Annotated in this window: 21 protein-coding genes; 5 read left to right on the top strand and 16 right to left on the bottom strand. The window is 67.8% G+C overall.

Annotation, left to right across the window (positions count from 1 at the left end; translation table 11 throughout):
* The first annotated feature begins 96 nt into the window (after positions 1-96).
* Together serA and ACK5NO_RS03965 are read left to right on the top strand one after the other, a co-directional pair.
* The gene (gene serA, locus ACK5NO_RS03970; protein ID WP_416811371.1) at positions 97-1,293 is read left to right on the top strand and encodes a phosphoglycerate dehydrogenase; all 1,197 of its coding nucleotides are present in this window, start codon (positions 97-99) and stop codon (positions 1,291-1,293) included.
* Complete coding sequence (locus ACK5NO_RS03965) at positions 1,290-3,179, top strand: DEAD/DEAH box helicase (protein ID WP_416811475.1); 1,890 nt, start codon at positions 1,290-1,292, stop codon at positions 3,177-3,179. Before serA ends, ACK5NO_RS03965 begins: the two co-directional genes overlap by 4 nt.
* A gap of 28 nt (positions 3,180-3,207) precedes the next feature.
* On the opposite strand, the gene nrdR is transcribed toward ACK5NO_RS03965, so the two are convergent.
* Entirely contained in the window at positions 3,208-3,672 is a 465-nt protein-coding gene (gene nrdR / locus ACK5NO_RS03960; RefSeq protein ID WP_416811370.1) for a transcriptional regulator NrdR, read from the bottom strand.
* A gap of 52 nt (positions 3,673-3,724) precedes the next feature.
* Complete coding sequence (locus ACK5NO_RS03955) at positions 3,725-4,129, bottom strand: LysM peptidoglycan-binding domain-containing protein (RefSeq protein ID WP_416811369.1); 405 nt, start codon at positions 4,127-4,129, stop codon at positions 3,725-3,727.
* 183 nt (positions 4,130-4,312) lie between these two features.
* Here ACK5NO_RS03955 and lexA point away from each other — a divergent pair, with 183 nt between their 5' ends.
* On the top strand, positions 4,313-5,050 hold the full coding sequence (lexA, locus tag ACK5NO_RS03950; RefSeq protein ID WP_416811368.1) for a transcriptional repressor LexA: 738 nt from the start codon (positions 4,313-4,315) through the stop codon (positions 5,048-5,050).
* A gap of 13 nt (positions 5,051-5,063) precedes the next feature.
* Here the strand turns inward: lexA and ACK5NO_RS03945 are convergent, their stop codons facing one another.
* A complete protein-coding gene (locus ACK5NO_RS03945; RefSeq protein ID WP_416811367.1) occupies positions 5,064-7,061 on the bottom strand; it encodes an ATP-dependent DNA helicase in 1,998 nt (665 codons plus the stop codon).
* 14 nt (positions 7,062-7,075) lie between these two features.
* Positions 7,076-8,569 (bottom strand): GTPase HflX, encoded by a 1,494-nt coding sequence (gene hflX / locus ACK5NO_RS03940; protein ID WP_416811366.1) that lies wholly within the window; start codon positions 8,567-8,569, stop codon positions 7,076-7,078.
* Between the two features lie 60 nt (positions 8,570-8,629).
* Between hflX and ACK5NO_RS03935 the strand changes: the two genes are divergently transcribed.
* On the top strand, positions 8,630-9,259 hold the full coding sequence (locus ACK5NO_RS03935) for a class I SAM-dependent methyltransferase (protein ID WP_416811365.1): 630 nt from the start codon (positions 8,630-8,632) through the stop codon (positions 9,257-9,259).
* 51 nt (positions 9,260-9,310) lie between these two features.
* Here the strand turns inward: ACK5NO_RS03935 and dapF are convergent, their stop codons facing one another.
* The 10 genes from dapF to pgsA form a co-directional block, all read right to left on the bottom strand.
* A complete protein-coding gene (gene dapF / locus ACK5NO_RS03930; protein ID WP_416811364.1) occupies positions 9,311-10,180 on the bottom strand; it encodes a diaminopimelate epimerase in 870 nt (289 codons plus the stop codon).
* Positions 10,181-10,206: 26 nt separating this feature from the next.
* The gene (gene miaA, locus ACK5NO_RS03925) at positions 10,207-11,157 is read right to left on the bottom strand and encodes a tRNA (adenosine(37)-N6)-dimethylallyltransferase MiaA (RefSeq protein ID WP_416811363.1); all 951 of its coding nucleotides are present in this window, start codon (positions 11,155-11,157) and stop codon (positions 10,207-10,209) included.
* An 8-nt stretch (positions 11,158-11,165) separates the two neighbouring features.
* The gene (miaB, locus tag ACK5NO_RS03920) at positions 11,166-12,713 is read right to left on the bottom strand and encodes a tRNA (N6-isopentenyl adenosine(37)-C2)-methylthiotransferase MiaB (protein WP_416811362.1); all 1,548 of its coding nucleotides are present in this window, start codon (positions 12,711-12,713) and stop codon (positions 11,166-11,168) included.
* 2 nt (positions 12,714-12,715) lie between these two features.
* Positions 12,716-14,176 (bottom strand): ribonuclease Y, encoded by a 1,461-nt coding sequence (rny, locus tag ACK5NO_RS03915; protein ID WP_416811361.1) that lies wholly within the window; start codon positions 14,174-14,176, stop codon positions 12,716-12,718.
* A 28-nt stretch (positions 14,177-14,204) separates the two neighbouring features.
* Positions 14,205-14,723: a regulatory protein RecX gene (locus ACK5NO_RS03910; protein ID WP_416811360.1), complete on the bottom strand. Its 519-nt coding sequence runs from the start codon at positions 14,721-14,723 to the stop codon at positions 14,205-14,207.
* Between the two features lie 15 nt (positions 14,724-14,738).
* On the bottom strand, positions 14,739-15,827 hold the full coding sequence (gene recA / locus ACK5NO_RS03905) for a recombinase RecA (RefSeq protein ID WP_416811359.1): 1,089 nt from the start codon (positions 15,825-15,827) through the stop codon (positions 14,739-14,741).
* A gap of 187 nt (positions 15,828-16,014) precedes the next feature.
* A complete protein-coding gene (locus ACK5NO_RS03900; RefSeq protein WP_416811358.1) occupies positions 16,015-16,248 on the bottom strand; it encodes a DUF3046 domain-containing protein in 234 nt (77 codons plus the stop codon).
* Positions 16,248-16,559 (bottom strand): helix-turn-helix domain-containing protein, encoded by a 312-nt coding sequence (locus ACK5NO_RS03895; protein WP_416811357.1) that lies wholly within the window; start codon positions 16,557-16,559, stop codon positions 16,248-16,250. The genes ACK5NO_RS03900 and ACK5NO_RS03895 overlap by 1 nt, the downstream gene beginning before the upstream one ends.
* A 97-nt stretch (positions 16,560-16,656) precedes the next feature.
* On the bottom strand, positions 16,657-17,172 hold the full coding sequence (locus tag ACK5NO_RS03890) for a CinA family protein (protein ID WP_416811356.1): 516 nt from the start codon (positions 17,170-17,172) through the stop codon (positions 16,657-16,659).
* Positions 17,169-17,750, bottom strand: coding sequence for a CDP-diacylglycerol--glycerol-3-phosphate 3-phosphatidyltransferase (gene pgsA / locus ACK5NO_RS03885; RefSeq protein WP_416811355.1), 582 nt, complete (start codon positions 17,748-17,750; stop codon positions 17,169-17,171). Before pgsA ends, ACK5NO_RS03890 begins: the two co-directional genes overlap by 4 nt.
* A gap of 82 nt (positions 17,751-17,832) precedes the next feature.
* On the opposite strand from pgsA, the gene ACK5NO_RS03880 reads away from it, so the two are divergent.
* Entirely contained in the window at positions 17,833-19,176 is a 1,344-nt protein-coding gene (locus tag ACK5NO_RS03880; protein ID WP_416811354.1) for a CapA family protein, read from the top strand.
* 11 nt (positions 19,177-19,187) lie between these two features.
* On the opposite strand, the gene ACK5NO_RS03875 is transcribed toward ACK5NO_RS03880, so the two are convergent.
* Positions 19,188-21,458 carry a putative bifunctional diguanylate cyclase/phosphodiesterase gene (locus ACK5NO_RS03875; protein ID WP_416811353.1) on the bottom strand — a complete coding sequence of 757 codons (2,271 nt, stop codon included), beginning with the start codon at positions 21,456-21,458 and terminating at the stop codon, positions 19,188-19,190.
* Positions 21,443-24,142: a DNA translocase FtsK 4TM domain-containing protein gene (locus tag ACK5NO_RS03870; RefSeq protein ID WP_416811352.1), complete on the bottom strand. Its 2,700-nt coding sequence runs from the start codon at positions 24,140-24,142 to the stop codon at positions 21,443-21,445. Before ACK5NO_RS03870 ends, ACK5NO_RS03875 begins: the two co-directional genes overlap by 16 nt.
* Positions 24,143-24,168 lie beyond the last annotated feature (26 nt).

The raw sequence follows: 24,168 nt of genomic DNA, 5'->3' as shown, positions 1-24,168 counted from the left end.
GCTAGCCTGCCACGCGAAGGCCACGGCGACGCCATCTGGCACTCAGCAGTGCTGTGGAGTTGGTAACACGGGCCCGAGTGCGCCAGACTGAGCGCCGTGCGAGCACTTCTTCTAGAGAACCTTCACCCCCAGGCCACCGAGATCCTCGAGGCCGCCGGAATCTCCGTCGAGAACCACGGTGGCGCGATGGACGAGGACGAGCTGATCGAGGCCCTTGACGGCGTCTCGCTCCTCGGTATCCGTTCCAAGACGATGCTGACGGAACGGGTGATGGAGGCCTCGCCCTCCCTGATCGCCGTCGGCGCCTTCTCTATCGGCACCAACCAGATCGACCTGGGCGCAGCCGCTCGCCGCGGCATCGCGGCGTTCAACGCGCCGTTCTCGAACACGCGCTCCGTTGTCGAGATGGCCGTCGCCGAGATGATCTCGCTGACCCGCCGCTTGCAGGTCCACAACCGCCTGATGCACGAGGGCGTGTGGAACAAGAGCGCTGACGGCGCCCACGAGATCCGCAGCCGTACACTCGGCATCGTCGGCTACGGCAACATTGGCTCGCAACTGTCTGTCGTGGCCGAGGCACTCGGCATGAACGTCATCTTCTACGACAGCGCGGAGAAGCTCGCCCTGGGCAACGCCACCCGCATGCCCACCCTCGAGTCGCTGCTCGAGGCAGCCGACGTCGTCACGCTGCACGTCGACGGCCGCGCAGGCAACCAGGGCTTCTTTGGCCGCGCCCAGTTCGAGGCCATGAAGCCCGGCGCGCTGTTCCTGAATCTCTCGCGTGGCTTCATCGTCGACGTCGACGCCCTCAAGGAGGGGCTCGAGTCCGGCGCCATTGGCGGCGCTGCGATCGACGTGTTCCCCGAGGAGCCCAAGAAGAAGGGTGATCCCTTCGTCTCGCCGCTGCAGAACATCCCCAACGTGATCCTCACGCCGCACATCGGCGGCTCCACCGAGGAAGCCCAGCGCGACATCGGCATCTTTGTCGCGACTCGTCTGCGTGACTACATCGACAAGGGCTCGACCTCGCTCAGCGTCAACCTGCCCAACCTGCAGCTCGACCAGCAGCAGGGGTCGCACCGGATCGCCCACCTGCACGAGAACGTGCCCGGTGTGCTCGCCGCGGTCAACCACGTGTTCGCCGACCACGGCGTCAACATCGAGGGCCAGCTGCTTGCCACCCGTGGCGAGCTGGGTTACGTGGTCACTGACGTCGCGGCCGGCATGACGGACGAAGCGGTCGCGGCGCTGGGAGCCATGTCCGGCACCGTGCGCCTGCGGGTGCTGTCATAACTGCCGCTGACGCCACCGCTGCCGTCGCTTTCGCAGACCTCGGCCTTCCCGACGCGCTCGTCGCTTCTCTCGAAGGCGCGGGGCTGAGCACCGCCTTCCCCATCCAGTCGGCCACGATCGCCGATGCGCTGGCTGGCCGAGACGTGCTCGGCAAAGCCCGCACGGGCTCAGGCAAGACGCTCGGCTTTGGCCTGCCCGCGATCGCTCGCCTTGCTCAGACGGGACCAGCTGAGGCTGGCCGCCCGCGAGCCATTGTGTTGGTGCCCACGCGCGAACTCGCGATGCAGGTCAACGACGCGCTCGAGCCCTTCGCGCACGCGATGCAGGTTTCACTGCGGCTCGTGGCGGGCGGGCTGTCGATGTCCAAGCAGGTGCGTGCGCTCGAACGCGGCGTCCACCTGCTGGTGGCCACCCCCGGCCGCCTGGCCGACTTGGTGCGACGCGGCCATGCAGACCTGTCACGCACCGAACTGGTCATTCTCGACGAGGCCGACCACATGGCGGACATGGGCTTCATGGACGAGATCGAGGAGATTCTCGCTGGTGTGCCCGCTGGCGGCCAGCGCCTGCTGTTCTCCGCGACCCTTGACGGGGACGTCGATAGGCTCATCAGCGCCTACATGGAGGACCCCGTCCTGCACGACGTCACCAGCGGTGACGACGCCCCCGCGACCCTTGACCACGTGGTTCTCAACGTGCCCCCGCACGTGAAGTACCAGATCGCGACGCGGATCGTCGCGCGGCAGGGTCGGACGATCGTGTTCGTGCGCTCCAAGCTCGCGTGCGACCGGATCGCCCAGGAGATGCGCGACGCCGGGGTACTCGCAGTCTCGCTTCATGGTGACAAGTCCCAGCACGACCGCAACTTCGCCATCACGGGATTCCGGGCAGGACAGATCCCCGTGCTCGTGGCGACCGACGTCGCGGCACGCGGCATTCACGTTGACCACGTGGACCTGGTGCTGCAGATGGATCCGCCTCAGACGCACAAGGACTACACCCACCGCTCCGGCCGTACGGCGCGTGCGGGCGAGCACGGGCTCGTCGTGACCCTGGTACTGCCCCATCAGCGCAAGGCGATGGACCGCATCGTCGAGGACAGCGGCGTGGACGCCACGTTCCGCAAGGTGCGCGGCGAGGACGAGGAGTCGCTCAGCCTCGTGCGCGACCTCACAGGTGCACAGGAGCCCTCTGGAGTCCCCGTCGACGAGCCGCGCCCCTCAAGGGCCCGGGGCGAGTGGGGTTCTGACCGTGGCGGTTCACGCGGTGGTGGCCGGTCGGGTCGCCAGGACCGTGGCTCCCGGGGCAATGGCGGCCCCCGTGACCGGGGCGCGCGTGATCGCGGTGATAGCCGCGACCGGTTCGAGCGGCCCGCGCGCGGCGAAACTGGTCGCAGGCCCACGAACTCACGCGCGGCGTACAACGGCGGACACACGCCGCAGCCTGGACACGCGAAGACCAGGGCCGAGCTCGACGCGCGCGAGCAAGCTCTTGCCGCACGCGAGCGCGAACTCGAACTGCGGGAGCAGTATTACGCCGACAATTCTCGCGATGGGTCGCGGCGCTCCGGATCACGTTCCTCGGACTCGTGGAAGCGCGACGACCGTGGAGACCGTGGCGGACGCGGTGGGCGCCGTGAGGGCCGTCCTGCGCGGCGCGACGACCGGCGCGACAACAGGCGCGACGACCGCCGGGACGACCGTCGTGGCCCGTCTGACCGGGACCCCGGTCAGCGTCGCCGGGAGGACGCTCAGGAACAGCGTTCGGCCGGTGGCAAGGACCGGCGCGCGTCGGGAAGCGGCAAGGGCAAGGCCAAGGGAAAGAAAAAGGACGTCGCCAAGCCCAAGAACCGCAGCGGCAAGCCTCGTCCCAAGAAGAAGCGCTAAGGGCGGGCCCGCCGTCGGCCCACCGTGCCTATTCCTCTTCGGTTGAGCCGGACTCTGCCCTGAGACCCGCGATCGCAGACTCGAAGTCGTCAAGGGTCTCGAACGCCTGGTAGACGCTCGCGAAGCGCAAGAATGCGATCTCGTCGAGCTCTCTCAGCGGAGGCAAAATGGCGAGGCCGATGTCGGTCGCGTCGATCTCCGCCTGACCGGAGGCACGGATGGCCTCTTCCACCCTCTGGGCTAGCAACGCGAGATCGTCATCGTTGACCGGGCGGCCCTGGCACGCCTTGCGCACGCCGGACATCACCTTGTCGCGGCTGAAAGCCTCGACGACGCCGTTGCGCTTGACCACCGACAGGCTCGCGTTCTCGACCGTCGTGAAGCGCTTGCCGCAGTTGGGGCATTCGCGACGGCGCCGGATCGACAGCCCGTCGTCGGCCGTGCGCGAGTCCACGACACGTGAGTCTGGATTGCGACAGAAAGGGCAGTGCATGGCACTACTCTGCCACGCCACCGGCCCGTCACCAGACGCGAGTACCTGCCGTTCAGCCCACCTCGGGCAGGTAGATCTGTTCGCCGGCCTGCAGGCCCGCACCCAGCTTCGCGTTGAGCACCTGAATGTCAGCGATCACGTCGCGCACGTCAATGCCGTCTGGGGTGATCGCGCTGGCGATGGACCACAGCGTGTCCCCCGACGCGACGGTGTAGGTGTCGAACACTGCCGGCGGCTCGTTGCCGTCACTCGCAAAGGCTGTGGGAGCGAAGACCGCAGCAAACGCGATGACCACCGCGACCAGGATGGCGCGACGGCGGGAGCGTGCCGCAGGAGTGTCGATCATGGTGATGCGGGTGCGAACGCGGGGGGCCTGCTGCACGCGCCGTAGCGGGCGCTGAAAGGTGTCTCCGTGAGCGTTGATCATCACGGGCGACGTCATCACAGTGGCAGTCATCTCATCCTCCGTTCGAACATGTGTTCGACGAACACGTGTTCTATTTGTAGCACTGGACACCGACACAAGCAAGACTCGCTCGAACATATGTTTGATTTCGTGCTCCGCTTGCCCTACGGTCATGAAAGACACCTCATCACCGGGGTCTGACATTGACGCGGGCGGTCCGCACGAGGAGGAGACATGGGCGAGCGCACAGCCGAAGGCGGCGCGACCATCCACGAGTTCCCGAGCGCTCCGGCGGATCGGCTGACCGATCGCCAACGGATGATCCTCGAGACCATCCGCTCGTGCGTGGAATCCCGTGGCTACCCGCCGTCCATGCGTGAGATCGGGGAGGCTGTCGGCTTGAACTCGACGTCCTCCGTGAAGCACCAGCTCACCGCGCTGGAGACTAAGGGCTACCTGCGTCGTGATCCCCATCGGCCGCGCGCGATCGAGGTCGTGCTCCCAGGCCAGGAAGCGGCGTCACCCTCCCCCGCTGCCACCCCGCCGACCGAGGCAGCCCCCGCATCGGCCCTGCCCCACTTCACCTCTGCCCGCGACGACGTGTCGATGGTGCCGCTCGTGGGCCGCATCGCGGCCGGTGGTCCGGTGCTGGCAGACCAGGCCGTCGAAGACATCTTCGCCCTACCTAAGCAACTCACCGGCGATGGCGAGCTCTTCATGCTCAAGGTCACCGGTGACTCGATGGTGGACGCCGCGATCTGCGACGGCGACTGGGTGGTCGTGCGCCGTCAGGCCCACGCCGACAACGGTGACATCGTGGCGGCCCTGCTCGACGACGAGGCGACGGTGAAGACCTTCCGCAACCGTGACGGCCAGGTGTGGCTCATGCCGCACAACCCCGCGTACACGCCTATCGACGGCACCCACGCCTCGATTATGGGCAAGGTCGTCTCGGTCCTGCGGCGCGTCTGACCGGCAGCGTTCGCTACTTTTCGGCAGCCTTCGCAGCGGTATCGAGGCGTCGCAACGCGTCGAGGACCTTGTCCCGGTCGGTCGTGCCCCACAGTGGCGGCATCGAGCGTGCAAGGTAGCCGCCATAGCGCGCGGTCGCGAGCCGAGAGTCCAGCACCGCGACCACTCCCCTGTCCCCGTGAGTGCGGATCAGGCGACCGGCACCCTGGGCGAGCAACAACGCCGCGTGAGTCGCCGACACCGCCATGAACCCGTTGCCTCCCGCCTGCGCGACCGCTTCCGTGCGCGCCTGGGCGATCGGCTCGTCGGGGCGCGGGAAGGGGATGCGGTCGATCACGACGAGCGACGCCGTCGCGCCGGGGACGTCGATGCCTTGCCACAGGGACGTTGAACCGAACAGACAGGCCTGGGGATCTTGCTTGAACCGCTCGACGAGCGTGGGTAGCTGGTCGTCCAACTGGTAGAGCACAGGAACGTCCAGCCGCTCCCTCATCGCCTCTGCGGCCGCCTGGCCCGCCCGATGGCTCGAGAACAACCCCAGGGTGCGCCCTCCAGCAGCCCTGATGAGTGCTTCCAGTTCGTCGAGCGCCTGCTCTGAAATGCCACCCGTGGACGGCCGTGGCAAGTGGGACGCGACGTAGAGGATGCCCTGCTTGCCGTAGTCGAAGGGACTGCCTGCGTCCATCGAGACGGGGTCATCCACGCCCAGGTGGCGCGCCATGGACTCGAAGTTGCCTCCGAGCGCGAGGGTGGCGGAGGTAAACACGGCAGCCTTCTCGGCAATCAACTTCTCTCGGATCAGGCCCGCGACGTCCAAGGGCGCCGCGACGATGCGCGCGGCCAGACGGGATTCGTAGTCACCATCCGGCGGCGCGAGCCAGACGACGTAGCGCCCGTGCTCGCCCAGCAGCTCCTGGCACACGTCGAACACCTCTGTGAGGGCGGCAGTGGCCACCTTCGCGGTGGCGGAGGCACTGTCCCCCGGTGCACTCGGCTCCGACTGGTCCTTGGTGGACTTCTGCAACTGAGAGATCATCCCGCGGGCCGCGGCCCGGACTAGGTCGACGGCCTGAGCGAGTTCCTCTGGCAGGCCCAAGCGCAGACGTCCAGGGTCGCAGTCACCGAGCGCGGCGTCCAAAGACCGGGCGGCGCGGTCGAGGTCATCCGACAGCACACCGACCCGGCGGGCCGCCCTGCCGGCGCGATCGATGCGCTGCACCGTGATCTCGTGAGTCGCCGCTGACGTGATGCGTGCGACCAGTTCGTGGGCCTCATCGACAATGAGCGCTGCGTGCTCGCCGATCATGTCGTGGCTCGCGGCCTGCACCCCGAGCACGGCGTGGTTGGTGACCACAATCTTGGAGCGCGCAGCGTGGTCCCTGACGTGCTGGGAGAAGCAGTCCTTGATCATGGGGCATTTCGATTCCAGGCACTCGCGCCCGGCCACGCTGACCTGCGCCCACGCGCGGTGGGAGACACCGGGCACCAGGTCGTCGCGGTCGCCCGTATCGGTCTCGTTCGCCCACGCGTGCAACCGCGCGACTTCTTTGCCCAGCTCGCTCGTGGGACCGGCCGCGATGGGCAGCATGTCGTCATCGGGCTCGCCGTAGCCGCCTGCCATCTTGTGCACACACAGGTAGTTGCTGCGCCCTTTGAAGAGGGCAACCTCGGGACGCTGGGGCAGGTGCGGCTCGAGCGCGTCAAGCACCATGGGCAGGTCCTTGATGAAGACCTGGCGTTGGAGGGCAAGGGTTGCCGTCGACACCACAATGCGCTCGTCCGTCTGTGCGGCATGGACCACAGCGGGGACCAAGTAGGCGAGCGACTTTCCTGTACCGGTACCGGCCTGGATGAGGGCATGCTCGCCGTCCGCCAAGGCGCGCTCGACAGCCTGGGCCATGGCTGTCTGGCCCTCACGCGCGGCGCCGCCAAGCGCCCCGACTGCGACGTCGAGCAGCCGTGTGGCGTCCGTCGTCGACTGGCCAGCCGGCTCGGTTGCCTTCGTCGTCACCTGTCGCGCGGCACTCACGCCGCTGTGGCGGCCGCCTGGAGACGCGCCGCGAGCGACTCGTCGACGAGCGCGACGAGCCGGGTGCCTTCGGGCTCGTGGCTCTCCTCAAGGACCTCGCCGTGCAGGTGGGCCTCGTGGATGAGGTCTCCGCGGGTGTAGGGCACCACGAGGGCGACGCGCACCTCGGGACGGGGCAGTTCGACGGCAATGCGCTCGAGCAGCGCGTCGATCCCGTCACCGGTGAGCGCGGATACCTCGATCGTCGGCTCGGGCCTGGCCCTCAAGCGCATGAGGGTCTCGGGGTCTGCGACGTCCACCTTGTTCAGGACGATGAGTTCCTTGACCTGGTCAGCACCCGGCACGTCTGCGAGCACCGTGCGCACTGCCGAGATCTGCCCCTCAGGGTCCGGGTGCGAAGCGTCAACCACGTGGAGCATCAGGTCCGCGTGCGCGACCTCCTCGAGCGTCGAGGCAAACGCTGCCACCAACTGGTGGGGCAGGTCACGGACAAAACCGACCGTGTCGGACACGGTGAACGCGCGTCCGTCAGGGGTCTGAGAGCGGCGCACCGTGGGGTCGAGTGTGGCGAACAGCGCGTTCTCGACCAGGACGCCCGCACCCGTGATGCGGTTCAGCAGCGAGGACTTACCGGCGTTGGTGTACCCGACGATTGCGACGTTGGGCACCGCCATGCGGTTGGCTCGTCGTACCTGACGGGCGGGTTCCATCGCCTTGATCTGGCGACGCAACTGCGCCATGCGCGTGTGAATGCGGCGTCGATCCAGCTCGATCTTGGTCTCGCCGGGACCGCGCGATCCCATACCTGCAGCGGCACCACCCACCTGGCCACCGGCCTGGCGGGACATCGACTCGCCCCAACCGCGCAGTCGTGGAAGGAGATACTCGAGCTGGGCCAGTTCGACCTGCGCCTTGCCCTCCTTCGACTTCGCGTGTTGGGCAAAGATGTCCAGGATCAGCGCGGTGCGATCGATGACCTTGACCTTGACCACGTCTTCGAGGGCGCGTCGCTGGCTAGGAGCGAGGTCATCGTTGACGACCACGGTGTCGGCGCCGACGGCGGCAACGATCTCTTTGACCTCCTGCGCCTTGCCCTTGCCGATATACGTCGCCGGATCGGGGTGAGGGCGGCGCTGGAGCACGCCGTCGAGCACTTCGGAACCTGCGGTCTCCGCCAGGGCAGCGAGCTCACGCAAGCCCACTTCAGCATCGGCCGCCGACCCGTGGGACCACTGCCCCACGAGCACCACCTTCTCAAGGCGCAGCTGACGGTACTCGACCTCGGTAATGTCCTCGAGCTCGGTCGAGAGGTTGTCCACGCGCCTGAGCGCGGCACGCTCCTCGCGTTCGAACTGGTCGCCGTCGTAGTCCGTGCGCTGCGTGCCGCCCTCGGCCACAGCGGTACCGGCGCGCGACAGCACTCTCTCGATCACCGCATCGGCGCGAGAGACGGGCTGGTCATCAGATTCCACGGGGGCGTGTTCGCTCATACTTCCCCCATTGTCGCATCGGGCTCCGACACGCACCACCAGCGGGGGTACGCTCTCGGCGTGAGCGAGGACCATTACTTCAGCGCGCAGCCCGCCTCAGCGGACGAGCGCCGCATCATCCCCGTGCGCCTGGCTGGCCGCGATGTCGAGGTCGAGACTGCCGGCGGGATCTTCTCCCCTGGCCACCTGGATCTTGGCACCCAGGTGCTGCTACGCACCGTGCCGCCCGCTCCCGCGGGCGAGGTTCTCGACCTCGGGTGTGGCTGGGGCCCCATCGCACTCACCGCTGCGCTCGGGACGGCCGATGCGCGGGTCACCGCCGTCGACGTCAATCACCGCTCGCTTGACCTCACCCGTCGCAATGCCGCCCGGCTGGGCGTCGCCGACCGGGTGGTCACGCTGACTCCTGACGAGGTGCCAGCTGACCTCCGTTTTGGTGCGATCTGGTCGAACCCTCCCATCCGCATCGGCAAGGAGGCCCTGCATGCCCTCCTGATGACGTGGCTGCCGCGCCTGGCCCCGAGCGGCGAGGCTTGGCTCGTGGTGCAGAAGAACCTCGGCGCGGACTCGCTCGCGAAGTGGATTGGCGCTCAGGGCTGGGGCGAGATCGAGAAAGTCGCAAGCGCCAAGGGCTTCCGGGTGCTGCGCCTGACCGCCCCCACCCTTCCCGATGAAAATGGATCCATTTGACGGGGCTGAAGCGCCCCCCCTCACGATGAAAATGGATCCATTTGACGGGTTTTAGGGGGCGGTAACCTCGCCGTCGGCTACCAAGACGGCCGGGCCCTCGAGCACCGTCGTGTCACCGTCGATGGTGACGGTCACGAGACCACCGGGCACTTCGACGTCCCACACATCGGGAGCACCGGCGCCTGCCCACGACCGCACGGCGAGGGCCACCGCGCACGCGCCCGTGCCACACGACCGGGTCTCGCCTGAGCCGCGCTCGTGCACGCGCATGCGCACGCTGCCCCGCGCAACCCCGTCACGTACCTGCGCCGCGCGGGCCACGGCGAACTCGACGTTGGTCCCTGCGGGCGGCGGCGGAGTCACCACCGGAGCGGCGGAGAGATCGAGCCCGTCAAGCTCGTCATCGGAACCCAAGGCGACCACGTGATGGGGGTTACCCATATCCACGAACAACGCGGGACGCTCGGGAACCAACCCACGAGCGGCCACCTGCGCGTCGAAGGCACCTGACGCATCGGCCATGCGGAACTTCCCCATGCCGACCGCGTACCTGCCGTCACCCACGGCCGTCACCGTGCGGGGTCCCCCGCGCGTGCCGATTCCCAGGCCTTGCGAGAGGTCCACCCGAGCGTCGCGCTCGATGAACGCCGCGAACACGCGCGCACCGTTGCCGCACATTTCGGACGTCGAGCCGTCAGCATTCCAGTAGTCCATGAACCACGTTCCGGGCGCGAAGGCCGCGCCAGCCGCAAGGTGCTCGGCCGTGATGGCCCTGATCACGCCATCCGCACCGATGCCCGCGCGGCGATCGCACAGGAACCGCACCAAATCTGGGGTCAGGTCGATCTCGCCGGTAGGGTCCATCAGCAGCACAAAGTCGTTCTGGGTGCCATGTCCCTTGGTGAAGCGCAGCGTGGTCATGGGCAAAAGGCTACCCGCGTCGCCGCTCAGGCCTGCGCGGCGGCGATCGCCTCCGACGCGGCCCTCGCCACGTCGTCCAGGGAGCGGGGGGCGGCAATCCAACGCACGCGCACGTCGGGACGGAACCACTTGGCCTGACGCCGTGCCAGGCGTCGAGTGTTGACCTTGATCAACTCGCGCGTCTGTGCGCCGTCGAGTTCCCCATCAAGGTGACGCAACGTCTCGGCATAGCCCACCGCGCGGCGCGCAGTGACACCCTCGCGCAGGCCCTGCGCCTCGAGCGCGAGTACCTCGTCCACGAGCCCCGCCTGCCACATGCGTTCCACGCGCTCGTCAATCCTGGGGTCGAGGTCGACGTACTCGATGGCTAGCCCGATCTGGACGGCAGGGATCTCGTACTCATGCGTCGGCAGGGTCGCCGAAAACGGGCGTCCGGTGAGCTCGATCACTTCGAGGGCCCGCACAATCCGCTTGGCGTTCTGCGCGGGAATGCGTGCGGCAGAGATGGGATCGGCCGCGGCCAACTCGCGGTGAAGCATCCCGGGGCCCTCCCGCTCGGCACGGTCCTCGAGCCGTGCGCGCACCTCAGGGTCCGTCGGCGGAAACTCAAAGTGGTCCAGCAGTGCGCGGACGTACAGCCCCGAGCCGCCCACCACGACGGCGCGGCCCCCGCGCGCGTGGATGGCGTCGATGTCCGCCCTTGCCTCACGCTGGTAACGCGCCACCGACGCGTCCTCGTGGACGTCAAGCGTGTCGAGCTGGTGATGAACGATCCCTTGACGTTCCTCGATGGCCAGTTTCGCCGTGCCAATGTCCATGCCGCGGTAGAACTGCATGGAATCCGCGTTGACAACCTCTCCGCCGAGGCGCTGCGCGATCTCGAGAGACAGCGCCGACTTTCCGGTCGCGGTCGCGCCCACCAGCGTGATGGCAGGCGAGGAACGGACGGCCGATGCGGCCGCGCCTGGCGTACTCACGGCGCCGCTCAGGCCGTGGCCGGGCGCAGGGTCGGCATCCCGAGTCCCACCGGGGCTCCCGGCGTGGCCGGCGCCCCGCCGGTACCGCAGGACGATCCACATCCGCCGGTGCCGTGATCGTGCTCCCCGGCCTGGACGCTGTCCCATGCGTCGCCCGCGCGGGTGCGCCGCACCTCGTAGGTGCCCCCAGCGATGCCGCTGTCCGCGATGAGGTGGTAGGGCGCGCCATGCGTCACCTCAACCGTCACCAGGTCACCCGGGCGGGCCTTGGCGGCCGTGTCGGGCACGGTGAAGTGGACCAGGCGGTTGTCCGGGGCGCGGCCGGAGAGGCGCGACTGCGCGGCGTCCTTGCGGCCTCCGGACGCCTTACCGTCCGTGTCGAGCACGAGCAGTTCGACCGTGCGGCCCACCTGGCGCTGGTTCTCTTCGAGCGAGATGCGCTCCTGCAGGGCGTGAAGGCGGCCGTACCGCTTCTTCATGACGTCCGCAGGGATCTCGGGGAGTTCATACGACGGGGTGCCAGGGCGCGGAGAGTACTGGAACGTGAAGGCGGAGGTAAACCTCGACGCCTCAACGACCCTCAAGGTGTCCTCGAAGTCCTCGTCCGTCTCCCCGGGGAAGCCCACGATGATGTCGGTGGTGATCGCAGCATCGGGCATGACCTCGCGCACGCGGTCGAGAATTCCCAGGTACTTCGCAGAACGGTACGAGCGGCGCATGGCACGCAGCACGGAGTCCGATCCCGACTGCAACGGCATGTGCAGACTGGGCATCACGTTGGGGGTCTCGGCCATCGCAAGGATGACGTCGTCGGTGAACGCCGCGGGGTGGGGCGAGGTGAACCGCACCCGCTCGAGGCCCTCGACCTCACCGCAGGCACGCAACAACTTGGCGAACGCTCCACGGTCGCCAAACTCGACACCGTAGGAGTTCACGTTCTGCCCCAGCAGCGTGATCTCGATCACGCCCTGCGAGACGAGTGCCTGCACCTCGGCGAGAATCTCGCCCGGGCGCCGGTCACGCTCCTTGCCACGCAGGGACGGCACGATGCAGAACGTGCAGGTGTTGTTGCAGCCCACGGAGATGGACACCCACCCGGACGCGATCGCGTCGCGCCTGCTCGGCAAGGTCGACGGGAACACCTGAAGCGACTCTTCGATCTCGACCTGCGCGGCGGCGTTGTGACGCGCGCGCTCGAGCAACACGGGCAGCACGTCAAGGTTGTGGGTACCGAAGACGACATCGACCCACGGTGCGCGCTCGACGATCTCGCCGCGGTCCTTCTGTGCAAGACAGCCCCCCACGGCGATCTGCATGCCCGGACGCTGCGCCTTGATGGACGCCAGTTGGCCTAGATTGCCGTACAGGCGCGTGGCCGCGTTCTCGCGGACGGCACAGGTGTTGATGACCACGACGTCAGCGACCTCATCGCCCAGCGGCGCGGCGACGTAGCCGGCGCCCTCCAAGAGGCCGGCCATGTGCTCGGAGTCGTGGACGTTCATCTGGCACCCGAGCGTCTTGACGACGTACGTGGGCGCGAGTGCGATGTGAGTCATACCTACCCTGCGACGGCGTCCGCTCGCAGTTCGCGAATCACGGTCACCTTGATCTCTCCAGCAAAGCTGAAGTCCTTGCTGATGTGCTCAGCAATTGTACGCGCCAGGTCGCGCGTGCCCTCGTCGTCGACCGTCTCGGGCTCCACGACTACCCGCACCTCGCGCCCTGCGGCCATGGCGACCACCTTGACGACTCCGTCGTGGTCAGCCACCAGGTGCTCGAGGCTCTCCATGCGCTCCACGTAGCCGTCCACGTCGTCACGGCGGGCGCCGGGACGCGATGCCGACAGCGCGTCGGCAACCTGGACGATCACGGCCTCAAGCGTCTCTTGAGGGACTTCATCGTGGTGGGCCGCGATCGCGTTGACCACCTCGGGGCTCTCGCCGTGGTCGCGGGCGAGCGCCGCACCGATCGACGCGTGGGTGCCGTCCCGATCGTGGCTGAAGGCCTTGCCGATGTCGTGCAGGAACGCTGCACGGCGCGCGAGTTCGACATCCGCGCCAATCTCGCGTGCGATATCTGCCGCCAGCCGAGCCGATTCGACCAGATGGGCGAGCACGTTCTGTCCGTAGGAGGTGCGCAACCGCAACCGTCCGAGCGTTGCCACGAGATCGTGCGGCACGCCCCTGACTCCCGCGCTCTCGATCGCATCGAGCCCCGCATCGACGTGGCGCTGCTCCGTGTCCGCCACCGCGCGGCTGTAGGCCGCTTCGACGCGCTGCGGTTGGATGCGTCCGTCCTCGATGAGGTCGCGCAGGGTGACTTCGGCAATGTCGCGCCGTTCGACGTCAAAGGAAGACAGCTGCACCGCGTTGACGCCATCTTCGACCATCACGTTGACGCCGGTGAGCGCTTCAAACGCCCGAATGTTGCGTCCCTCGCGGCCGATGATCCGGCCCTTCATCTCTTCGCTTGGCAAGTCGATCCACGTGGTCGAGGACTCGGAGGCGACCTCGCCGGTCTGGCGCTGCATCGCCTGGACCATCACCTCGCGCGCCCGCCGCTGAGCGTCCTCCTTGGCACGCCGCTCGATGCGCCGCACCTCGACGATCGCAGCATCTTTGGCGCCCCGCACCTCGTCCTGGATCAATTGCTCGCGCGCCTCTTCGCGAGTCATGCCAGCAAGGTCAGCGAGCGCCTCGCGCTCGCGCTCCGCGAGCGCGGTTCGCTGGGTAGTCAGGCGCTTCTCGTCACGCGCAACCACCCCTGCGCGCTCTTCGAGAGTGCGTTGAAACTTCTGAGCAGCACGCTGATCCGCAGCGAGATCACGCTCGCGCTGTGCCACCCGCTCTTCACGCCGCTGAGCCTCCGACACCAGGTCGCGGGCCTCTTCGCGCATCCCCTGCGTTTCGGCCGACGTGGCGCGGCGAATCTCCGCCGCCTCGCGCCTAGCAAAGTGCACCACCAAGGTGGACACCAGGAGCAAGATCAAAGTAGCCACTGTCGCGATGAGCTGAGGCACGCGCTCCCCTTTCCGTTCTCAGGGCATGCTAGTCGTCTGCTGTATCGGCACGGCGCAGCTCGTTCACAAGGGCGAAGGCGAGATTGGGGCCGTAGCCCCGGCGACCGAGCATGCTCACGACCCTGCGCGTGCGCACCTGGTCGTCGAGGCCTTCCAGAGACTTCCAACGCTTGGCAGCCAGTTCGCGTGCCGCGTCGTGCTCGTCTTCGTCATCGATCTGCTCGATCGCGCGCTCGATGTGGTCGGCTTCAAAGCCCTTGCGCCGCAGTTCCTGTGCGATGGCTCGACGCGACCTGCCTCGCTCGGCATGTCGCGTGCGCGCGATGGTGGCGGCCAGCGCGGCGTCGTCCAGCAGGCCCACCTCGATGTAGCGGGCGATGATCTCGTCGGCGACGCCTGGGTCGACGTCGCGTGAGGTCAGTCCGTCATGAAGTTGCGCAGTCGAGCGCGCGGAGTGCGTTAGCAGGCGCAACGCGATCTCCCGCGCGCGCTCGGCAGGGTCCTCGGGTGTCGTGGTGGAGGATTCCTGCCGAGCGCGTGGGGACATGGGTGAGCGCGGGGCCTAGAAGGTCGCGCGCTCCTTGGCCGACTTCGACGAAGCCTTGGGCTCGTCTTCGGGCGCGATGGCCGGGGACTGGTCGCCCTCGCCAGCGGCGACGCCGATCCCGAGCTTGGTCTTGACCTTCTTCTCGATCTCGTCGGCCAGCTGCGGGTTGTCCTTGAGGAAGTTGCGGGCGTTCTCCTTGCCCTGGCCCAACTGGTCGCCCTCGTACGTGTACCAAGCACCCGACTTCTTCACGAAGCCGTGCTCGACACCGAGGTCGATGATGCCGCCCTCCTTCGAGATGCCGTGGCCGTAGAGGATGTCGAACTCGGCCTGCTTGAACGGCGGGGCCATCTTGTTCTTGACGACCTTGACCCTGGTGCGGTTACCGACGGGCTCGGTACCCTCCTTGAGGGTCTCGATACGGCGCACGTCGAGTCGCACGGAGGCGTAGAACTTCAGCGCCTTTCCACCCGTGGTGGTCTCGGGCGAGCCGAAGAACACGCCGATCTTCTCGCGCAGCTGGTTGATGAAGATCGCGGTGGTGCCGGTCTGGTTGAGCGCACCGGTGATCTTGCGCAGCGCCTGCGACATCAGTCGCGCCTGCAGACCCACGTGGCTGTCACCCATCTCGCCCTCGATTTCGGCCTTGGGCACCAGGGCCGCCACCGAGTCGATCACGAGGATGTCCACGCCGCCCGAGCGCACCAGGATGTCGGCGATCTCGAGCGCCTGCTCACCGGTGTCGGGCTGCGACACGATCAGGTTGTCGGTGTCGACTCCGAGCTTCTTGGCGTACTCGGGGTCGAGCGCGTGCTCGGCGTCGATGAACGCCGCCGTGCCACCCGCGCGCTGCGCGTTCGCCACGGCGTGCAACGCGACGGTCGTCTTACCCGAGGACTCGGGGCCGTAGATCTCGACCACGCGACCACGGGGAAGCCCGCCGATGCCGAGCGCGATGTCGAGCGCGATCGCGCCTGTGGGGATGGCCTCGACGGCGACCCGCTTCTGCTCGCCCAGGCGCATCGCCGAGCCCTTGCCGAACTGCCTGTCGATCTGTCCCAGCGCCGCCTCAAGAGCCTTGCTGCGATCGGCTGCCTGTGCCATGTCGTCTCCCATCGTCAACGGCGCTGCCGCCGCGTTCTGTCGTTACCGAGGACGACGCTATGACGCCCCTCTGACATTGACGCGATCAGGACCCTCAACACAGGGGAGATCCGTACCGCGCACCGTCCTGTGACAAGCGTAATCGAACGAATGTTCGAAGGAAAGCGCAGCGAACCGGCGTGTCGCGTCACCGCGGAGGCGGCACCGTCCGCTCGCGGGCTCCCCCGTCACGGCGCTCGAGTGGCACGTCCATCTGGTCGCACAAGGCATGCCACACGTCGCGCGGATCCTCGCCGTCGTCGAGCGCTTGGACGCTCGTGCGGCTGGACATGGCGTCGAGCGCGAGTTCGCGCGCGAGGGTCCGTGAGTAGGCGTCGCCGAAGACGTCGTCAATCAGCGACCAGAACTGGCTATGGCGCACTAGCGGGTGCGCACCTGGCCCAGCAACTCGGGAACCGTGTCCGGGATCATCGGCATCACAGCCACCGACTCGAGGGCCTCGGCCGTCTCGAAGCGGTCGGACACCTCACGAAGAATCGCGGACATGGGCACGTCAAGCGCCTCGCAGATGGAGGCCAGCAGCTCGGATGACGCTTCCTTCTGTCCTCGCTCGACCTCCGAGAGGTAGCCGAGCGACACGCGCGCGCCAGACGAGATGTCGCGCAGCGTCTTGCCCTGCGTCAAGCGGGCATCACGAAGCACATCACCGATCTCGTTACGCAGCACAGGCATGCGGGTCCTCCCCTGGGTGGCGCTGAAGTCTCTCACGTCACGTCTAACGCAGGGTACCCCAGCCATGTTCCCTCGGTCCACGCGCCGCGCGTGCCGTTCAGCGCACGGCTGAACCAGAGGCGTACTCAGCAAGGCGGTCGCGCAGCATGCCGAGCGCCACGGTACGTGCCGCATCGGTCACGGCGACCCTGTCGCCGGGGAACACCAGGGTGACGGCGCTTCCCTCTCGGGGCCCCCACACGCCGATGCAGACGGTGCCCACCTGCGTGCCGCCGTGCGGCTCGGGTCCCGCCACGCCGGTGGTCGCCACGGCGACATCCGCTCCCAGAAGGGCCGATGCGCCCCGCGCCATCGCAAGCGCCGTCGGTTCCGACACGACGCCATGCTCCGCCATCACCTCGGCGTCGACGCCGAGGGCACGCACCTTCGCGCTCGCGTCGTACGCCACCACGCCACCCATCACATGGGCCGATGCGCCCGGCACGCTGACCAGTGCGTGGCACACCGAGCCTCCCGTCAGCGACTCGGCGGTGGCGATCGATAGCCCCGCTTGCCTCGCGGCATCGAGCACTTCCGAGGCGCTCGCGCGCGGCGCCAGCTCCGGCCTGGTCACAGGCCCTGGTCGTGCAGTTCGACTCCCTGGGCCCGCTGCGAGCGAGCGGCGGCGGCGATCCGCCTGCCGTAGTCCACCCCAGTCACCACGGCAACGGCGACGGCGGCGAGCAGCAACCACCACGCGACGACATCGACCCACGCCGGCATGCCGGGAACCATGTAGGCAAGAAGCGCGCCGAGTTGCAGGACGGTCTTGAGCTTTCCGCCCATCGACGCGGCGATGACGGTGTCTCCCGCGACGGCAAGCCGGCCGAGCGTGACGCCGACTTCGCGGACGATGAGGACCGCGAGCGGCCACCACGGCACCCCGTCGACATACACGAGGCACGCGAGAGAGCCCAGCACGAGCGCCTTGTCCGCGATCGGGTCGGCAAGTTTGCCGAAGGACGACACCACTTGCCACCGACGCGCAAGGTAGCCGTCCCAGTAGTCGGTGACGGCGGCAAAGGCGAAGATCGCCAGGGCCCACCAGCGTAGCGGGCCGTCATCACCGCCATCCACGAGCAGAAGCCACACCAATAACGGCACAGCCGCAATGCGTGCGGCGGTGAGGATATTGGGGACGGCTGCACTCACACCCCAAACCTTACTCGGCGCAGCGCGGGTCACTCCGCACCCCTGGTCTGCGCACCAGCACGGTGCCGGAATAATGGGCGCCATGCCGAGCCATGCTGCCGCCGACCACCGACGCCCGCGCTTGCTCGCGTCGCTTGCCGCCGCAGCCGTGGTCGGTATCGCGATCGGGGCCGCCGGGTGGGCGCTGTCGAAGCCCGCCCCCGCCGAGCCCAGTGGGTCGGCCCTCGCCCCCACGGGCACTACCCCGACCACCACCGCATCGGCCCTGCCCACGGCACAGCCCTCCGCGGCGCCCTCACCGGCGTCGCCCTCCCCCGAACCCGAGCAGGACGTCGTGTTCACGTTGGTGGCCGCCGGCGACATCCTCACGCATAGCCCCGTCCTGAATTCGGCGCTACGCGCGGGTGGCGACACCTACGACTTTGGCGCGCTCACGGAGCTGGTACGGCCCTACATCGACGGGGCAGACATCGCGCTGTGCCATCTGGAGGTGCCGATCGTTCCCGAGGGTGCGGCTCCCAGCGGCTACCCGATGTTCGGAGCCCCCGGTGAACTCGTGACGGCACTCGCCGCCGACGGCTGGGACGGCTGTTCGCTCGCCTCGAACCACTCGGTCGACCGCCGTTGGGACGGAGTGCGCACCACGCTGGACGACTTCGACGAGGCCGGGCTCGGGCATTCGGGCACCGCCCGCTCGCAGGACGAGCAGCTGTCGACCCAGATGTACACGGTGACCGAGGGCGACAGGCAAGTCGACGTCGCCTCGATCTCGTTCACTTACGGACTCAATGGGCTGCCCAAGCCCGACGGCATGCCGTGGGCCGTCGATACCTTCGACGCCGATGCCGCCAACGTGCAGCCCATCCTGGAAGCCGCCCAACGCGCGAGGGACGACGGCGCGGACGTGGTGGTCGCCTCCGTGCACTGCTGCGTGGAGTACCGCATTGCGCCCACCGACGCGCAGCGCTCGATTGTCGAGCAGATCGCCGCCTCGGGCCTCGTTGACCTGTATCTCGGGCACCACGCGCACGTCCCACAGCCCATCGAACGGCTCGAGGGCGGCCCGCAGGGTGAGGGCATGTGGGCGGCGTTCGGCCACGGCAACTTCCTGTCGAACCAGGACACCCAGTGCTGCGTCGCCGACACCAACTCCGGCTACCTGACCACGTCGACCATCACAGTCACCCCCGAGGGCGACGTCGACGTTTCGGTGGAGTGGACCGCGACCACGGTCGACAGGCGTGACTCGCACACCATGCACGTGCTGAGCGACATCACCGCCAGCGGCGCAGGCAACCTCACCGCGTCCGAGGCCGCGGCACGACACCAGCGGGTGGCCGATGCGGTGGGAGAGCAAGCGTCCGAACGCACCACGGTGCCGGTGAAGCTCGCAGACTCAGTCACGGTTCAGCCCCGCGGCGAGTAACCCGAGGGGGCTCAGCGCAGGCGGTCCTCCGCGAAGGCGGCGTCATGCTCCTGGGGGCGCGGGTCGATCAGGCTGGTGGTGAACTGCGGGCGGGACTCGCCCACTGCCGCGGGAGGCTGCGCGACGCCGAACAACCAGCCCTGGCCATAGCGCCAGCCGCAGCCCGCGAGGAACTCGGCCTGGGCTTCGGTCTCGATGCCCTCAGCAATGGTCGCGAGACCCAACTCGCGGGCCAAGGCGCCCAGTGCACGCGACACGCGCGCACCGGCGGGGTCCTCGGGGATGCCCGCCACAAAGGACATGTCGAGTTTCACGCCGGACACCGGCAGGTCGCGCAAATAGCTCAGGGGGGACACGCCGGTACCGAAGTCGTCCAACAGGATCGGCACCCCGGCGTTGCGCAGCTCGGTCAGCTCATGCCGAATTCGGGTGTTCGGGGCCACCAGCGAGGCTTCGGTGAGTTCGACCACGAGCCGCTGGGGGCTCAGGTGGTACCGGCCGATCGCGCTCAGCACGCGGTCAGCAAACTCCGAGTCGCCCAACTGGTCGGCACTCACATTGAGCGAGACCCAGGTGGTGGACGAGGGCCCATTGGCGAGGAACTCTGCGGCCTGGTCGACCAGGGCCGTGCCCAGCGCCACGGAGAGGTTCTTGTCTTGGATCAGCGGTAGGAACGCCGACGGCAGCAACAGCCCACGCGTGGGGTGTTGCCAGCGCACCAGCGCCTCGTAGCCCACGATGGTACGCGTCGACAGCTCGAGGATGGGCTGGTAGTGCAGCACCAACTGGCGGGCCTCAATGGCAGCCACGAGGTCGGTCGCCAGGGCCGACTGCGCGTCCGACGTGGTGCGCATGGAAGGCTCGTAGACCTCCGTGCGGGACTTCCCCGTGGACTTGGCCCGGTACATCGCGGCATCGGCGGCGCTCAACAGGCTCGGGGCGCCGCCTGCGGAGCTCTCCTCGTCTGCCATGGCGATGCCGACGGACGCGTGGAGCGTGATCTGGTGACGCTTGACCTGCACCGGGCGCTTGAGTCCCTGGTGAATGGCCCCTGCGATATCGAAGAGTGCCTTGGAGCAGTCGGGGTCCTGCACCACGATCACGAACTCGTCACCGCCAATGCGCGCCACGGTGCCGCGGCCCGCGGTCGCCGAACGCAGCACTCCCGCCACGTGGACCAAGGCGTTGTCGCCCATCGCGTGGCCAAAGCGGTCATTCAGCCCCTTGAAGCCATCGAGGTCGACGGCGATGACCCCCACGCGGGAATCGGCATCGGGCTGCTCAAGCACGTTCTGCAGCACGTCCTGCAACAGCGTGCGGTTGGCCAGGCCCGTCAGCGGGTCGTGCATGGCGCGGTGTGCCATGAGCTCCGAGTGCATGCGGTCATCGGTCGAGTCGCGCACCTGCACCACATAGTGGTCCGGCGCGCCACCCGCGTAGCGCACGAGGCCCACGTCGAGCACGGCCCACACGACGTTGCCGTCGGCGCGCACGTACCGCTTCTCAACGGTGAAGCGGTTGGAATGGCCGTCGTAGAGCCGGCGCAACTGATCACGTTCGGCGTGAAGATCTTGCGGGTGACTCAGTGCGGAGAACGGCGTACCGCGCAGCGCTGCCACCGTGGACCCCATCATCTCCGCGAACGCGCGGTTGACCTCCATGAGGCGCCACTCAAGGTCGACGAGCGCCATGCCCACGGGGGCGTTCTCCATGGCCTTGCGGAACTGGGCGTCGGAGCGGTTGAGTGCCTCGGCAGCCTCGCGCAGACCAGACGTGTCCATCATCGTCACCACGGTGACCGGTCCGTCGTCGAGCCCATCTGGCACCACCCGCGAGCGCACCTGCACCCAGCGGATGTCGTCGCTGCCGCGCCGCCCCGGAACACCGGCAATGCGCGGCCGGTCATCCGTCCTGCCCACGCCAAAGGCCTCGCGCAGAAGAATGGGTCGCAACTGGTCGTCGACGGCGCGCAGGTTGAGCCTGGCGATGGGCAGGCCCACAGCATCGGCCTTGTTGACGCCAAGAATATTGGCGGCCACGTCAGAGATCAGGGCGATCTCGTCTGCCTGCGTAATGATCAGCACCCCGTCGCGCGCGGAGGACAGCACCGCCTCGAACTGACCGCGCAAGTGGCGTTCACGGGTCAGGGTGAGGTCACGCGACTCGCGTGCGCGGCGCGAACGCCAGAAGAAGTAGAAGGCGAGGGCCGCCAGCAGCAGGAGTAGCAGGGTAGCCGAGACAGCGACAACTGGCTGCTCGAACAGCTCTACGACCCCGCCCATGCCTCTCCCTCAGACTCGTCATCGAACGCAGGAGACTCCACGGTAGCGGGTGACGCACCCCGGAGAATAGCCAGGGTAGAGACCAATTCGTCGGGAGTGACCAACACCTCACGCGCCTTGGAGCCCTGCGAAGGGCCCACGATCTCACGGGTCTCGAGCAGGTCCATCAGGCGGCCAGCCTTGGCAAAGCCCATCTTCAGCTTGCGCTGCAGCATCGAGGTCGACCCCAGCTGGGTGGTGATCACCAACTCGGCGGCCTGAATCAGGTCCTCGAGGTCGTCGCCAATGTCCTCGGCGACCACGGCGGCACCACCCTGCGGCTGAGTCACGTCTTCGCGGTACTCGGGGTTGGCCTGGTTCCTCACGTGCTCGACCGCCGCGTGAATCTCCGACTCACTCACCCACGAACCCTGTACACGCATGGGCTTGGACTCCCCCATGGGCAGGAACAGCGCGTCGCCCTGGCCGATGAGCTTTTCCGCACCCGGCATATCGAGCACCACGCGGGAGTCGGCGAGCGACGAGGTCGCGAACGCGAGCCGCGAGGGCACGTTGGCCTTGATGGTTCCCGTGATGATGTCCACCGAGGGCCGCTGGGTGGCCAGCACCAGGTGGATGCCCGCGGCACGGGCAAGCTGGGTGATGCGCTGGATCGACTCGTCGACGTCGCGCGGCGCGACCATCATCAGGTCCGCAAGCTCGTCCACGATCACGAGCAGGTACGGGTACGTGGTGATGCGGCGGTTGGAGCCCGGCAGCGGCTTCACCTTGCCAGCGCGCACGGCCTTGTTGAAGTCGTCGATGTGCTTGTAGCCGAACATCGCCAGGTCGTCGTAGCGCATGTCCATCTCCTTCACCACCCACTCCAGGGCCTGCGCGGCCTTCTTGGGGTCGGTGATGATCGGAGTGATGAGGTGCGGAATGCCCTCGTAGATGGTGAGCTCGACGCGCTTGGGGTCCACGAGGACCATGCGTACTTCGTTGGGCGTCGCGCGCATCAAGATGCTCGTGATCATCGAGTTGACGAAACTCGACTTTCCGGCGCCCGTGGCTCCCGCGACAAGCAGGTGCGGCATCTTGGCGAGGTTGGCGAGCACAAAGCCACCCTCGACGTCCTTGCCAATACCGATGGCCATGGGATGATCATTCTTGGCCGCCGCGGGCGATCGCAGCACGTCACCCAGCGAGACCGTCTCGCGGTCGACATTCGGGATCTCGATGCCGATCGCGGACTTACCGGGGATGGGAGACAGGATGCGCACGTCGGGGCTCGCGACGGCGTAGGCGATGTTGCGGGACAAGTTGGTGATGCGCTCGACCTTGACGCCCTGGCCCAGTTCGACCTCGTAGCGGGTCACCGTGGGGCCGCGCGTAAAGCCGGTCACTGTGGCATCCACACCGAAGTCATCGAGGACGGCCGTGAGAGCTTCCACGACCCTGTCGTTAGCGGCCGAGCGCGTCTTGTGCGGCGCACCCTTGGCGAGGACCTCGAGGCTGGGCAGCACGTACGGGTTGGAGTTCTCCAACTGCCCCTGCTCCCCCGATGGCACGATCGTGGTGGTGGGCGGCGCCGTGCGCTCGCCCGGTTCGTCTACCAACACATCGAACGGCGCCGTGTCGACGTCTTCCGAAGCAGGGTCATAGGGCGACAACGGCCTGGTCGAGAGGACCTCGGTGCCGGCCATCGCGTTGCCGTGTGCGGGAGTCGCGAGCGAGGGCGCCGACGGCGAGATGATCTCGTCAAACTCGCTGTGGTCCACACTCGCGGCATTGGCAAAGGCCTCGTCGGCCTCGTAAGCATCAAGCGCGGCGTCCTGTTCCATTTCGGCCTTGCCCCGGCCCAGCAAGCGGCGACGGTGCTTGGGCGACGCCTCAAGCACCTCGGTGCGGTCGTCCGAGGCCCGCGAGCGCTTGCCTTTGCCGCTTGTGCCTGGACGCTCAAGGGTCCGGTGCTCGGGCAGGTCGAGGTAGTCGTCGGCATCCGCCTCGTCGTTGCCGCGCACGCGATCCACCAGGGCGCGCGCGTGCGCGAACAGTTCACGCAGCGGCATGCCGATGATGATGAGCACACCCAACAGCGCCAGCAGCACCAACACGATCACGGCGAGCGGAGCGGTCAACGCCCATGCGAGCGGCGTCCCCACCAGGTATCCGAGCATTCCGCCAGCGTCTTGCACGTGCTCGAGCCCATCCTGGGGTCGCGGCAAGTCGCTCGAGATGTGGATCAGCCCGTCGATGGTGAGGACCAGCACCACAGCGCCCAGAGTGATCCGGTGATTGGCCTGTTCTTCTTGCGGCGCTCGGAACAGGCGCACCGCAAAGGCGATCAGCGCCACCGGCAGGGCGGCGGCGAGCGCGCCAAAGGTACCGGCCACCACCCAGTGGATGGCGGTGCCGGCCCACGATTCAAGCCCCCACCACTCGCGGGCCGCGATCAGGATTGCGGCGATAACGAGGCCGATGGCCAGTCCGTCTCGCCTCACGTCAGGGCTCACCTCATGCGCTCCATGACCGATGCGTCGCACGCCTCCGCCGATGGCACCGGAGATCCCCCGGCCTACCGCGGCGACGCCTCGAAGCACCGCGGGCGCGGGCTTCTTCTGCGGCGCCGCACGGTTGCCAGACGACTTCCCGCGCGACGCGGGCGCCTTGGGGCGCGTGCTCGTGGAACGTGACTGAGCCATGGTTCCGCACCCTACCCGCGCATCGG

The organism is Demequina sp., assembly GCF_047975725.1.
In the GTDB taxonomy this organism is placed as follows: domain Bacteria; phylum Actinomycetota; class Actinomycetes; order Actinomycetales; family Demequinaceae; genus Demequina.
The sequence above is the reverse complement of the archived record's forward strand: the minus strand, read 5'-3'. Positions and strand labels throughout refer to the sequence as shown.

Excerpts from the sequence above, each read along its gene's own strand:
- nrdR (WP_416811370.1), bottom strand. The coding sequence starts at position 3,672 with ATGCACTGCCCTTTCTGTCGCAATCCAGACTCACGTGTCGTGGACTCG.
- ACK5NO_RS03955 (WP_416811369.1), bottom strand. The coding sequence starts at position 4,129 with ATGACTGCCACTGTGATGACGTCGCCCGTGATGATCAACGCTCACGGA.
- lexA (WP_416811368.1), top strand. The coding sequence starts at position 4,313 with ATGGGCGAGCGCACAGCCGAAGGCGGCGCGACCATCCACGAGTTCCCG.
- hflX (WP_416811366.1), bottom strand. The coding sequence starts at position 8,569 with ATGAGCGAACACGCCCCCGTGGAATCTGATGACCAGCCCGTCTCTCGC.
- dapF (WP_416811364.1), bottom strand. The coding sequence starts at position 10,180 with ATGACCACGCTGCGCTTCACCAAGGGACATGGCACCCAGAACGACTTT.
- miaB (WP_416811362.1), bottom strand. The coding sequence starts at position 12,713 with ATGACTCACATCGCACTCGCGCCCACGTACGTCGTCAAGACGCTCGGG.
- ACK5NO_RS03910 (WP_416811360.1), bottom strand. The coding sequence starts at position 14,723 with ATGTCCCCACGCGCTCGGCAGGAATCCTCCACCACGACACCCGAGGAC.
- recA (WP_416811359.1), bottom strand. The coding sequence starts at position 15,827 with ATGGCACAGGCAGCCGATCGCAGCAAGGCTCTTGAGGCGGCGCTGGGA.
- ACK5NO_RS03895 (WP_416811357.1), bottom strand. The coding sequence starts at position 16,559 with ATGCCTGTGCTGCGTAACGAGATCGGTGATGTGCTTCGTGATGCCCGC.
- ACK5NO_RS03880 (WP_416811354.1), top strand. The coding sequence starts at position 17,833 with ATGCCGAGCCATGCTGCCGCCGACCACCGACGCCCGCGCTTGCTCGCG.
- ACK5NO_RS03875 (WP_416811353.1), bottom strand. The coding sequence starts at position 21,458 with ATGGGCGGGGTCGTAGAGCTGTTCGAGCAGCCAGTTGTCGCTGTCTCG.
- ACK5NO_RS03870 (WP_416811352.1), bottom strand. The coding sequence starts at position 24,142 with ATGGCTCAGTCACGTTCCACGAGCACGCGCCCCAAGGCGCCCGCGTCG.